12 protein-coding genes and 4 pseudogenes are annotated in these 11,397 nt (G+C 59.4%); 8 read left to right on the top strand and 8 right to left on the bottom strand.

Features of this window, described 5'->3' with window-relative positions; all coding sequences use genetic code 11:
- The 5 genes and pseudogenes from QZ964_RS14270 to QZ964_RS14250 form a co-directional block, all read left to right on the top strand.
- On the top strand, positions 1-152 hold a 152-nt coding region (locus QZ964_RS14270; protein WP_292532313.1), incomplete at its 5' end, for a universal stress protein.
- A gap of 237 nt (positions 153-389) precedes the next feature.
- A complete protein-coding gene (locus tag QZ964_RS14265; protein WP_292532312.1) occupies positions 390-662 on the top strand; it encodes a hypothetical protein in 273 nt (90 codons plus the stop codon).
- A gap of 156 nt (positions 663-818) precedes the next feature.
- On the top strand, positions 819-1,076 hold the full coding sequence (locus tag QZ964_RS14260; protein WP_292532311.1) for a hypothetical protein: 258 nt from the start codon (positions 819-821) through the stop codon (positions 1,074-1,076).
- Positions 1,077-1,123: 47 nt separating this feature from the next.
- A pseudogene (locus QZ964_RS14255) lies at positions 1,124-1,330 on the top strand (IS6 family transposase); the annotation flags it as partial.
- 136 nt (positions 1,331-1,466) lie between these two features.
- Positions 1,467-2,027 (top strand): hypothetical protein, encoded by a 561-nt coding sequence (locus tag QZ964_RS14250; RefSeq protein WP_292532310.1) that lies wholly within the window; start codon positions 1,467-1,469, stop codon positions 2,025-2,027.
- Positions 2,028-2,341: 314 nt separating this feature from the next.
- On the opposite strand, the gene QZ964_RS14245 is transcribed toward QZ964_RS14250, so the two are convergent.
- Both QZ964_RS14245 and QZ964_RS14240 read right to left on the bottom strand, forming a co-directional pair.
- The gene (locus QZ964_RS14245; protein WP_292532309.1) at positions 2,342-2,929 is read right to left on the bottom strand and encodes a GNAT family N-acetyltransferase; all 588 of its coding nucleotides are present in this window, start codon (positions 2,927-2,929) and stop codon (positions 2,342-2,344) included.
- A gap of 37 nt (positions 2,930-2,966) precedes the next feature.
- On the bottom strand, positions 2,967-4,025 hold the full coding sequence (locus QZ964_RS14240) for an integrase core domain-containing protein (protein WP_292532308.1): 1,059 nt from the start codon (positions 4,023-4,025) through the stop codon (positions 2,967-2,969).
- A gap of 54 nt (positions 4,026-4,079) precedes the next feature.
- Between QZ964_RS14240 and QZ964_RS14235 the strand changes: the two genes are divergently transcribed.
- The 3 genes and pseudogenes from QZ964_RS14235 to QZ964_RS14225 form a co-directional block, all read left to right on the top strand.
- A complete protein-coding gene (locus tag QZ964_RS14235) occupies positions 4,080-4,733 on the top strand; it encodes an IS110 family transposase (RefSeq protein WP_292532307.1) in 654 nt (217 codons plus the stop codon).
- A gap of 292 nt (positions 4,734-5,025) precedes the next feature.
- Positions 5,026-7,236, top strand: a complete 2,211-nt coding sequence (locus tag QZ964_RS14230; protein WP_292532306.1) for a M36 family metallopeptidase — start codon at positions 5,026-5,028, stop codon at positions 7,234-7,236.
- Positions 7,233-8,129, top strand: a pseudogene (locus tag QZ964_RS14225) (M28 family metallopeptidase); the annotation flags it as partial. The gene QZ964_RS14230 and the pseudogene QZ964_RS14225, both read left to right, overlap by 4 nt.
- 50 nt (positions 8,130-8,179) lie before the next feature.
- Here the strand turns inward: QZ964_RS14225 and QZ964_RS14220 are convergent.
- The 6 genes and pseudogenes from QZ964_RS14220 to QZ964_RS14195 form a co-directional block, all read right to left on the bottom strand.
- A pseudogene (locus tag QZ964_RS14220) lies at positions 8,180-8,341 on the bottom strand (DUF6444 domain-containing protein); the annotation flags it as partial.
- A 284-nt stretch (positions 8,342-8,625) separates the two neighbouring features.
- Positions 8,626-8,940: a hypothetical protein gene (locus tag QZ964_RS14215; RefSeq protein ID WP_292532305.1), complete on the bottom strand. Its 315-nt coding sequence runs from the start codon at positions 8,938-8,940 to the stop codon at positions 8,626-8,628.
- Positions 8,941-9,119: 179 nt separating this feature from the next.
- Positions 9,120-9,266, bottom strand: a complete 147-nt coding sequence (locus QZ964_RS14210; protein WP_292532304.1) for a LysM peptidoglycan-binding domain-containing protein — start codon at positions 9,264-9,266, stop codon at positions 9,120-9,122.
- 27 nt (positions 9,267-9,293) lie between these two features.
- A pseudogene (locus QZ964_RS14205) lies at positions 9,294-9,368 on the bottom strand (peptidoglycan-binding protein LysM); the annotation flags it as partial.
- Positions 9,369-9,717: 349 nt separating this feature from the next.
- Positions 9,718-10,056, bottom strand: a complete 339-nt coding sequence (locus tag QZ964_RS14200) for a YidB family protein (protein WP_292532303.1) — start codon at positions 10,054-10,056, stop codon at positions 9,718-9,720.
- Positions 10,057-10,126: 70 nt separating this feature from the next.
- Positions 10,127-10,924, bottom strand: a complete 798-nt coding sequence (locus tag QZ964_RS14195) for a DUF2865 domain-containing protein (protein WP_292532302.1) — start codon at positions 10,922-10,924, stop codon at positions 10,127-10,129.
- Positions 10,925-11,397 lie beyond the last annotated feature (473 nt).

The following is an 11,397-nucleotide window of genomic DNA, read 5'->3' as shown; positions in this document are numbered from 1 at the left end:
ATCAAAAGGTTCTGGCGGAGGCCGAGGAGTGGGGAGCCGAAGTCGTCGTCGTAGGCTCTCACCGGCCAGGAATGGATCGGTTTCTCATTGGCTCCAACGCCGGCGCCATCGTGCACCACGCGAAGTGTTCAGTGCTCGTCGTGCGGCAGTAGCGTCTTCGCCCCAACCGTCTCGGCGCGGGCGTTTGAATGTCGCCGGCAGCTCGTTGAGCGAACTCTTCCACTAAAGAGGCACCCCCCAACGCATCGGGACAAGCTCATTGCCGCCCGCCGCCGCGGCGAGCCGTCCGATCGTCAAAGACTACGCCGACATGAGTCGTTTTTCGCTTGCACCCGTAGCAGCTACGGGGTCCAGGATAGCCCTACCATCAACAAAGGGCGAGCCATGCCATGACCGTCAACAGCGCCTCACAAAATACGGCGCCAGCCGCCACGTCTCCTTCCGTCGCGCCAGCTGCGCCCAAGTGGTTTGCGGCGTTGGGTTTGGTCGCCGGCCTTGGGGCGCTGATCGCCTCTTCGTGCTGCGTTATTCCGCTCGGGCTCGCCGCGCTCGGCGCGGGGGCGGGCATTTTCGGCGGCCTTGAATTACTCGCCGAATGGCGCGTCCCGTTCCTATCCGTCAGCGCCTTGGCCATTGTTGGGGGATGGGGCGCAAGGTGGTAGAAGCGTCCTGATTGCTTCCGGCGCGACCCGGTCGGAGCCATTCACTCAACGCCAATTCTCGCTGGATCGCATCATCAATATGCTCGGATTTAATTTCCGACATGGACAGCCGCACGGACGGGACTTCCATCGCCAATACGCAGCGAAGCCCATTCGATGCCAGCGCACAATGGTCTCAGGCCTGACGATGGTTACGGCGTCAAGAATGCGAGGACAGCAACGATAGAGCCAAATGAACACGGCGCGGTCGGCCCGGCGCAAAAGCAAGCGGCGCGGCGCGCGCTGCTGCAGAACATTCAGTTGATGCCGCAATACCAGGATCTCGGCTTCCAGCTGCCGCCGCGATTTGAAGCAGTCACGCAGCGCACGGAGAATAACCCAGGCAATTGCGGTCATACAACGATCATGTTCTGATTCGCTGTTGACTGCCAATCAATTGGACGGAGTTTTCAGAAGCGACAGCCGAGAATTCGCATCAACCAACCCGACGACGAGAACGCAAAATCCAAGGTTTTAGGAGCGTCGGTTCAGCACAAAGATTTCTGTCCTTTCACGCAGCAGCCCACAACACGTTCAACGTTCAACGCCATCTCATTTCAGCAAGGACGCACCGAGCTTTTCGAGCGTCGGCCATGGACACATGGCGTTCGGCCACTGCTGCAGCATGAGCGCCATCGTCAGAGAGATCATTCGCGTCTATAATTCGACAACGTGACAAAGCCGTAGTGACTGGATGTTTCCTTGAAGGTTGGGACTGTGTAAGACGCCGATATCATATCGAATAGCCCGATGGATGCCGTAAAAATGCACGATGAACTGAAACAACTCCTCAAAATCGCCGGAGCTGCATTAGAGGCAGAAGATCGATTTCTCCGTAAGGCGGCCGCCAGCAATCCAGCCGCATATCACAATGAAAAAGCTGGCATTTTGAGGTTCAACAACGAACACTACTATCAATTCGTTGTTGCGCGCGCGCTTGTATCCTCCCTCCGGTTGGCTGCCTCTATCGAAGTCACCTCCAATGATTTGGTGCTCAAAGACCCAAACAGCCTCGACCGGTTCGCAGTGGTCGAAATGAAACGGTGGATGAGCCCCACCCACGAGCGGGAACTTACACATATCCACTATGATGTCGGCAGGCTTCGATCTGCTAACGCCGAGCACGCTTTCATGCTTGTTTTCTCAGCGAACAGCAACGATACGACCGAGACACATATCGGATGGCTGGCTGATGAGCTAAAGTATCCCGCTATCAAAGACCCTGGAGCGCGGCATTGCTTCCGAACATTTGATATGAACGGCGATGAGGTGGAGTTCTGGGTAACTGGTTGGGAAATTGATCGCACGAGCATTGCTTCCGGGTAACGTTACCGGCGGCCCCATTCAGACCGCCCGCTGATATGTCGCGCCTGGTGATCCTCAAAACGATTTCACGCTCCACCACTCGCGCAATCGAGCACTTTCAGGACGACCGTAACGCTGTCCGCTGATTCTCTGCTTTTCACTGAATCGCCCTGCCGGCTCCAGAAGCGATCTTGCCGCCAGCATCTGCTCTGCCTCACGCTACCTCCGGCCAGAACAGACGCTGGCTGAAAGCGGCCTGATGCTAGCTTAGAACCTGGTATCTCTCTGTGGAGCAGGCCACAAGCTGCTATGACATTCCGGAGACACGCTACTGCTTATGGGAAATGGCATTTAACCAACCTCTCAGCTTCCTGCCTTGTCAATTCGAACACTTTTGCTCGTGTTCCATCACGAATAATATCGAAGCTGACAATCTCCTCTCCGATACAGCGAATGCCCAGCTTTTCCTTAACGCGTATGGCAGCGATATTCTGGATCGGCGTCTTGAACAAGATCCGTGACAAGCCGAATCTCTCCATAAAAATCAGGCAAGCTTTGGGGTAAGTGATCCTCGCAATGCCCTTACCCCGCATTTCTGGAGCCCAGATGTGTGCGTGAAACACGCCGTGGTCGCCTTCTATCAAAGGGGAAATAGCGTGACTTCCGACGGCTTCCTCTTTGTAGGTGATCGTCAGGGAACGTGATTTCGAATCGACGAGAAGTCTGCTTGCCTTGCATTCGTTGACCATCCATTTTTGGAATTCCTGTTCTGGCAGCAATTTGCTGGGTTCGATCCCCATCGCCTCAATAAATCCTGGTGGCGAGTGATACCAATAATCAATGAGTTTTCTGACATCCTCTTCAACAACGTCTCTAACGTTAACGAGCGCAGGGTCCACGACCACGTTTGCCTCGTATGACATCTTCCCCACCTTGGCTGGTCGCCGCTCATTCCTAGAATCATGAAGCGGAGGCTGTCCCTGTCGCGAATTGAATCCGAGCATATTGACGATGCAATCCTCCGAGAATTGGCGTTGAGCGAATGGCTCCGATTGATTGCACGGCGCGTGATATCGGTGCGTCCTTGCACAAGGCGAGATGAGTTCGAGCGCAATTGTAGTATTCCAAGTAAGAAAGCAGAAGGTGGCGTAGATGCTGCTCGCCAAAGACAACGACGTGATCAAGGCACTCTCGTCGGATCGAGCCGATCAGGCGTTCACAGTGTCCATTCTGCCAAGGCGAGCGTGGGGCGGTTGGCTTGTCGCGAATGCCCATCGCGCGAAGACGTCGTTTGAAGACGTCGCCATAGGCGCCATCCCGGTCGTGGATAAGATATGTCGGCGGCTCTTCCCAGCCGCAGGCTTCGGTGAACTGACGGGCGATCCACTCCGCAGTTGGATGCGCGGTCACGCCCAACCACAATATCCTTCGGCGGTCATGCCGCATGATCAGCAAGCCATAGAGCAATCGAAAGGAGAGGGTCGGAACAACGAACAGGTCCATTGCCGCGACGCCATCGCCATGATTGCGCAGAAATGTTCTCCACCCTTGCGAAGACGGTTTTCTGCGTTTCGCCATATATTTGGCCACCGAGGTTTGTCCGACGTCGATCCCGAGCTTGAGCAATTCGCCGTGGACGCGCGGCGCGCCCCAAAGCGGATTGGCCAGGCTCATCTCCCGGATCAATTGGCGAATGTCTGAGGGGACTTGTGGTCGGCCGCGGCGGGAGCGCGATTTCCAGCGCCAGAATTGACGGAAGCTGGCGCGATGCCAGCGGATGACGGTCTCTGGCCCGACGATCTTCAGAACCGTCGTAATCCCAGGAGCAATGCGGAAGAGAATAACGAAGATCAGTCGATCGAGGGCGCTGAATGTCGGCCGCTTCGGTGATTGTCTTTGCAACACATTGAGCTGATGGCGTAGCGCAGCGATCTCGGCTTCCCGCGAGGCGCGCGACCGGAACGGCCCGGTAAGGGCCGACCAGATGAGTTGGAGCAACTCCACCATGCGGGAGAACATCAACCGATTCGACGCGGCGCGCCAGCCGGATAGATTTTACGGTAGGGACACCGATTGATCGGCGAACGAACCGCTTTGATCAATCAGGCGCGAGCGGTCCTTCTGGAGCGTGGGATTGTCGTTCCACAAGGCAAGAGAAGGCTCGCAGAATATCTCAACACCTTGATGGGCGATCCAGAAGCAGGTGGATTAAGTTCACGGATGCGCGTTCTCATTGCGGATATCCAATTGCAATGGCAAGAGTTGGATCGGCGCATTGAGATCTTTGACGCCGAGTTCATGGCGTTTACGAAAGAGAATGACGACGCGAGGCGATTAGTGACGATACCGGGCGTGGGCGTTACGATCGCTTCAGCTCTAATTGCGGCAGTCGGTAAAGCTGAGACCTTCGACCATGGGCGTGATTTGGCGGCTTGGCTCGGTTTGGTCCCTCGTCAATCGACAACTGGCGGCAAACCGACACTGCTCGGAATCAGCAAGCGGGGCAATAAATACATCCGCCGATTGCTGATCCACGGGGCGAGGTCCATACTTCGATTCATCGCCGAGCGGGACACAGCTTTGGGCCTGTGGGTCAAAGAACTCCTTCTCCGTGTGCATCACAACGTCGCCGTTGTGGCATTAGCCAACAAGTTGGCCAGAATTGCTTGGGCGGTCTTGCGACGCGGCGATAGGTATACCGCTCGGGGAACGCCTGTGTCGGCATAGAATTGGTCAGCAGGCGCATGTTGCGCTGACTGATCGACGACGTTTGCGGGTGGCGCTCAGAGAGATGGCCTAACAGTCAAACGGCGTTCCACGAACCCGATGCTGAAAATGGCGCTCGACGCCGGCAGGTTTATAGGGACCGGGACGCGCGTATCTCCATCTCGGCAGGGAGCAAGGCTCCGAGGCCGGATACGTTGTAGCAGACTGATTTAGGGGTCTCGAAAAGTCACTTGCAAACGGGGCGGGTCATACGTTTCAGCACACACAATATTTCCTCGAACGGGAGGTCACCATGGCTGAACAGTCTCCTAAAGTCCCGGAAAATTTCCATGCGCTCTATGACCGCGCGGCGCGCGAGTCCCGTGGCGTCACGGTGCGATCCGCCGGCGCGCCGCGTGCTGCGGTCACAAGGATGACAGCAGAGGTCCCGAACCTCGAGGTGCATTTCGATGAGGCGACGCACAACCCGGTCCAGGTCGTCGTCACCGGGGCAGTGCGCGCACGGGGTCTGTCAAAGCGCGCCGCGCCATCTCCCGAGACGGCCGCGCGGCAATTCGTGCAGGATCGCGCGGACCTATGGCAACTGGACGACCGCGATGTCGGGACGGTTGATGTCGTCTCGGTCAGCACGACCGGTCTGCCAACCGTCAAGATGCTGCAGAAGGTCGACGGCGTCGAGGTCTTCCAGTCCGACATGACCGCCGCGCTTGGCGCCGACAACAACGTGGTTTCGGTATCGGGACAGCTGTTTCACGGCGCCGCGACGGGGCCGCAGCGCGCGGCAGCCCGCGCTGCAGCGCCGAAGGCAGCGGGAAGCGGCCCGGCGGAACTCACCGAGGAGGAAGCAATCGCCAAGGCGGCATTCGATCTCACCGGGCATCAGTACAAGGCGAGCGATTTCAGGCCGGCGAAGAAGTCGGCGCGCCGCGACGAGGGCCCCTACCGCTCATACGACAGCAAGTGGAAAGCCGAGCGGCCGGCCGCGAAGCCGGCTAGGAAGAATGGCAAGATGGCGGCGCCCGCGAGCGTGAAGGCAGCGCCGCCGCGCTTCGAACGCCCGGTGCGCGTCAAAGACGTGCTGTTTCCGATGGGGGAAGGCGAGTTCGTCCCCGGCTATTACATCGAGCTGTGGCTCGAGGGATATCCGGCATTCAGCTACGTGGTGGACAAGATCGATGCGCCGGACATCCTATTCCGTAAGAACCTAACCTCGCGCGTCGCCTTCAAGTACCGCGTGCACAATCGCGGTGACGCGCTGTTCCGGCCGGAGGACGGACCGGCACCCGGTTCGCCGCACCCGACCGGCAAGCCGAACGGATTTCAGGCCGCGACCATTCCGGAAAAATTGATCGAGATTGAGAGCCTGCTGCCGGGGCGGCCTTGGCTCCCGCCGAATGCGACCACCACGCGCGGCAACAACTGCATCGCGTTCGCCGACCTCCGCGGTCCCGAGGGGCCGGGGGTCGGCGACGTCGAAGGCAAGGTCACAGGCGCGCGCACGTTCGACACCAAGTACGATCACAAGAAATCGTCGATCGACGCAAAGAACCTGCAAGCCAGCATCGTGGGCATGTTCTTCCACGTCAATTGGCTGCACGACCGCTGGTACGAGGCCGGATTCGACGAAGCCTCGGGCAACGCTCAGCAGGACAATTTCGGACTCGGTGGGCTTGGTGGCGATCCGATCCTGGCCGCCGGCAACCATTTCAGCGGGACCGATAACGCCAACATGTCGACGCCGCCGGATGGCTCGAGCCCGCGCATGCGCATGTTCCGCTTCGACGGCCCGAACCCGCTGCCAAGCCGGACCAGCAACCACGAGGCGCTGATCACCTTCCACGAGATGGGCCACTACATCACCAACCGGCTGGTGGCGAACGCGATGGGTCTGACCAACCAGCAGGGCGAGGCAATGGGCGAAGGCTGGGGCGACTTCTTCGCCGCCTGCATGACGTCGCAGGAGACCGACGATTTCGCGTCCGGCACCTTCGCGGTCGGCGGTTGGACCGACATCCAGCCAAACTTCAAGGAAAATTACTATTTCTCCATCCGCCGGTATCCCTATTCGGCGGATATGAAGAAGAATCCGCTGACGTTCAAACACATCAGCGCCAGCGTCGTGCTCCCGACCGGCCCGGTGATCAATCCAATCGCGGGCGGGCCGAACCAGGAGGTCCACAACGCCGGCGAGGTGTGGTGCTGCGCGCTGTGGGAGGTGTTCGTCAACCTGGTGGCGGCTCACGGCCATGCCGACGCCGAGAAGCGGGTGCTGCGCTACATCATCGGGGGCCTAAAGCTCACCCCCGCGCGGCCGACCTTCATGCAGGCGCGCGACGGCATCCTGACCGCGATTAACGCGCTCGACCCGGCCGATGTCCCGCTTGCCTGGAAAGGCTTCGCCAAGCGCGGAATGGGCGAGGAAGCCAAGGCGCCTCCATCCTCTTCGGTCAACTTCACCGAGGTGGTGGAGAACTTCGACGTGCCCCGCGGGAGCATGACATGAAACCAGTCAGACTTGCGGTTTGCTCGACCAAGCCTGCTGTGGCGCGCGGGGCCGCCGCGGGGCCGCCGCCCGAGCTTGCGACTTCCGGCGTCTCGTCGCTCAAGTTCGGCGATGACACCGTTTATTACGGTGCCGCAAAGCCATTCAGCGAGTTCCGCGGCCGTGCGGCAGGCGCGCGAGCCGCAGTGCGTGAGCATCCCGATGAGGTCGATCGCGCCCGTCTCCACGTCGTGTTTCAGAAGGGACGGCTGTTCCAGCGCGAGCATCCGGACGTGCCGGTGCTCCTCGACAAGGGCCGCTTCCTACTGGTCGACCTCGACCCGAAGCGGGTGCGCAAGATTGGCAAGAGCGACGTGCCGCGCTTTGCAGTGCAACCGCTCGATGCGCTCAAGACGACCAGGGCGCGCAGGCGCGAGCGAGTGGTGTTTGAGCCGGCGACGCGCGCGCCCGCGTCGGCACCCGATCCGGCGATCAAGGCGCTGGTGAATCGCATCTCGCGCCAGAGCTATGAGGCGAGCCTGGCCCAGCTGGTCGGATTCCAGACCCGCAACTCGCTCTCGCCGCAATATGGGGCGGCCTGCGACTTCGCCGATCAGCAACTCGGGGGGCTCGGCTACGCGACATCGCGGCAGGCAATTCAAGTGAACGGCAAGCCGAGTCAGAACGTGGTCGCGCTGCGCAGCGGAACGGGCCCGGTCTCGCGCGGCGAGGTGCTGGTGTCAGCGCACCTCGATTCGATCAATCTCAAGGGCAACGCCACCTCCCCGGCTCCCGGCGCCGATGATGACGGCAGCGGCAGCGCCGGCGTGCTCGAGATCGCGCGCGCGCTGAAGGACTTCAAGAGCCGCCACGACCTGCGGCTGGTCCTGTTCGGCGGGGAGGAACAGGGACTGTTCGGCAGCAAGCCTTCGCGCAGGCTCTTCACTCGCGCCGGTTTTTTCAACCCGTCACTCGACGGTGGTTTCGAACTGTTGGCGCTGTTCAATCCCAACCGGCGCTCCAGTTCGGCGATCCGCGCCTTCAACACCGCGTTCTCGGTTCTCAGCGCCGCAATCAGCGCAATGAGTTCCTCTCTCCTCGGCTCTGGGGGCGATTCGCGAGTCATCCGATTCTTGAATCGGAAAACCCCTTCGCCGTCGAGGAAAAAACTATTGCGCGAAATCTGGAAACGACCACCGAACCTGGGCAGTTACAAAAATCAAACAGCTAACATGTTAGGAGTTTGTTTCAGCGCGCGGCTCTGTCGTTGCGCCTTCTTGGCAAGCCGCTCGTAATGCTCGACGCCTTGCCGGCCGCGCCCGCCCTGATCGCCGACAGGGCTAACCCGATGGATGATCGCGCCGATCAATCCGCCGATCAGCGGCGCCGCCCAAAAGAGCCACAGCTGCTTCAGGCTTTCTTCGGCCCCGTCAGAGCGTTCTTGATCAGTCCGACAACCACGGTGACGATCGCGCCGGTGAATCCGCCTCCCACCGCTTGGCCCGCAGCGGCGGCGATATCGAAGCCGCCGGCGGCACCTCCAGCTGCGCCGGCCAATGCCGGTATCAAAGCCTGAAGAAGATGACCGCCGATGCTGCCGCCAAGAGCGCCGGTGATCGAGTTGCCGATCGGTCCAAGGTTGATGTTCTTGAGTATTCCGCCGGCTGCGTTGCCGCCGAGCGCGCCAGCGATAGCTTGGACGATAAGGCTGGTGATTATTGACATTTCGCTCCCCCCTTAGGTTCCGGATCCACTGGTGAATGGTCCTTCGCCTTGGCGCCAGTTGTCCTGGCATTCCCATGCTGATCGTAAATTCGGCGCCAAGTCTGAGTGATTCAACCTGGAATGCGCAATCTCTGGCCCGGATAAATGTGATCCGGATCCTTCAATAGCGGCTTGTTCGCTTAGAAGATTTCTTGGTGTTTGGCGCCCTTGCCGTGTCCGTATTGCGTTTCCGCGATCTTCCACAGCGTGTCGCCAGACTGGACGACGTAGAATTTCGATACCGCTTCGGCTTTCGCCACGACGATGTTGTTTTCGACCTGCGCCACTCCCTTGGTGTTTCCGACAGCGAGAACGATCTTTTCGGCCTCGGCCGTCGTTGCAGCCGTGCCGCTCAGGGTTACCTTGCCGCCGTCGACTTTGACATCGATCGTGGACGCCTCGAGGCCGTGCTTGGTGATCTCTTTCTTCAGTTCTTCAGCGGGTGTGGCCGTCGTGTCGGTCGCGCCTGCGGGGGCGGGGTGCGGCTTTGCTCTTGCCGCTCAAAAAATCCAATAGGCCTATTTTGTTCTCCTCATCAAACGTCGTCGAAACTCGGCCGCCGTGGTTCACGGCGGCCGAACATAATGTCGGAGCACCCGCATATTGGCGCGCACGCTATGATAGCTGATCGCTTCCGACAACAGCTGTGTGTGCCGTGTTTCATCGGACCGACTAATCGGTCCGTTACGCACTTCATCGGGTGGGTTTCGCCGCCGGGTAGCCGCAGCAGCTAACGTCTTACCCCTGCTGCGTTGGCAATTTTCCTTCTGGGGTCGCCTTGTCGATGGCGATGGGCAGATTCTTGGCCAATAGCTCCGCGACCTTGTCGATGGGAATGCCGACTTTGGCGGCCAGCGCCTTCACCCTTTCCGAACCCAGCGCCTTTTGAATCTCCTCGCTGGTGATCGGAAGATTGGGGCCGGTGGAAACCCACGATTTGACCTTCTCGCCCAAGCCTGGCTTGTCGAATTCGGCGACGGCGCCCTCCACGCCGCCATGTTTCTCAAGATACTCCTTGATGAGAGATAATGCCTCAGCGCCGATCACCCCGCCCAGAATTCCCTGTAGCCAACCCATAGCAACCTCCTTCAAAAAAATGCGATGCTTCGCAGCCCGTTCTACCTCCGATGCCGGCGTCTCTTTCCGCCTATAACTTTGCCAACCGCTCCAGGCGTTTAGCAGGAGCGCCAGGCTTGCCCTTTTTCATGACGACATTCACCATCTTGGCGGCGCTCGTCAGGATGCCTGCGCCAATGATGAAAATCAAAGCTACACTGAACAGCGAGGCGGAGAAGTTCTCTTTAGGCGCAACGTCGACCGTTTGCGGGGTCTCAGCGCCGCCGACCGGCGCGAGACGCCGCACGGCGTCCTTTGCCTCGCCTCTAACTGCCTGAATGGCCTCTGACGCGTATGTATTGCGCGGATCAGCTTCTGGCCGCATCCGCTGTTCCACGAGCAGGGCGCGGATCTTTGCCCGCGTGCCCGAGGACAGAAGCGAGGAACGCTCAAAAGGGACGAACTTGGATCCTTGATAGACGAAGGCTCCATGATCCCCAAAAACGATATCGCCAGTCCTGAGACTCAGATCCTCGCCAAGGAGCCGCATTGAGAACGACTGTGCATGCTCTGGCGGATTGCAGGAGCAATTTTGTGTTGTCTTATCACGAAAGCTGAACGCCGCAGACAGGGATGTATATTTTTCACCTCCCAGATTTTGTGCGGTCTCGATCGTCGAGCCTTCGTAAACCGCCATCGGGGCCGAAGGGCATGCATATTCGCACGATTGCTGCTTGGTTGCGCGTCCCGACGTGATCAATGGAAAATAGTATCCGTCGCAGGTGCGCACGCAGAACCCGTGCCCGGAGGACGCCTCAGTGTCGACGTTTGCTGCGACTGCAAGCGTTTGTTTGGAGCCGGACTTTAGTTCGGCGCGACGCTTCTCCACTCTCTGCTTCCAAGACCGGCCCGCATGTAGCCCACGCTCATCGGAGGTTGCGGAATATGAGTAATCTCCCCCGACGCCCCTTTCAAACGACGGCGAAGCTGGGCCGAAGAGCGTGTCGAAAAAGTCTTGAGCGCGCCCTTCCGAGGAAATCACGAGCGCCGCTGCCGCCGCAATCCACGCAAGAACATTTCGGATACAAGACATTCGGATAACCGCATTTTAACGCTAACGCTGCTTACGAAACGCTCAACATGTCCAGTCGGTTCCAATGAAGGATTGAGCTTTGGCATTCGCGGCTATCGCCTCGATGTTGACCGGCAACGGCTGGTCAATACTGGCTTTGGACGGCTTTGTCATGTCTGGATGGCGCCCGCTGATCAAGGGTTATTTTGCTGTGGCGCGATGATCGTGGGTGCGGTCATGTCTTCGGCCTGTCGATGCGGGTCTTGACGTCCCGCTGGCCCTGATGTTGT

The sequence above is a fragment of the Methylocystis sp. genome, from assembly GCF_021731785.1.
Taxonomy (GTDB): Bacteria; Pseudomonadota; Alphaproteobacteria; order Rhizobiales; family Beijerinckiaceae; genus Methylocystis.
Note: the sequence above shows the minus strand (reverse complement) of the source record. Positions and strands in the feature narration are given on the sequence as shown.

What these genes read in the sequence shown, in the direction of transcription:
- QZ964_RS14265 (WP_292532312.1), top strand. Translation starts at nt 390, where the DNA reads ATGACCGTCAACAGCGCCTCACAAAATACGGCGCCAGCCGCCACGTCT.
- QZ964_RS14260 (WP_292532311.1), top strand. Translation starts at nt 819, where the DNA reads ATGCCAGCGCACAATGGTCTCAGGCCTGACGATGGTTACGGCGTCAAG.
- QZ964_RS14250 (WP_292532310.1), top strand. Translation starts at nt 1,467, where the DNA reads ATGCACGATGAACTGAAACAACTCCTCAAAATCGCCGGAGCTGCATTA.
- QZ964_RS14245 (WP_292532309.1), bottom strand. Translation starts at nt 2,929, where the DNA reads ATGTCATACGAGGCAAACGTGGTCGTGGACCCTGCGCTCGTTAACGTT.
- QZ964_RS14240 (WP_292532308.1), bottom strand. Translation starts at nt 4,025, where the DNA reads ATGTTCTCCCGCATGGTGGAGTTGCTCCAACTCATCTGGTCGGCCCTT.
- QZ964_RS14230 (WP_292532306.1), top strand. Translation starts at nt 5,026, where the DNA reads ATGGCTGAACAGTCTCCTAAAGTCCCGGAAAATTTCCATGCGCTCTAT.
- QZ964_RS14215 (WP_292532305.1), bottom strand. Translation starts at nt 8,940, where the DNA reads ATGTCAATAATCACCAGCCTTATCGTCCAAGCTATCGCTGGCGCGCTC.
- QZ964_RS14200 (WP_292532303.1), bottom strand. Translation starts at nt 10,056, where the DNA reads ATGGGTTGGCTACAGGGAATTCTGGGCGGGGTGATCGGCGCTGAGGCA.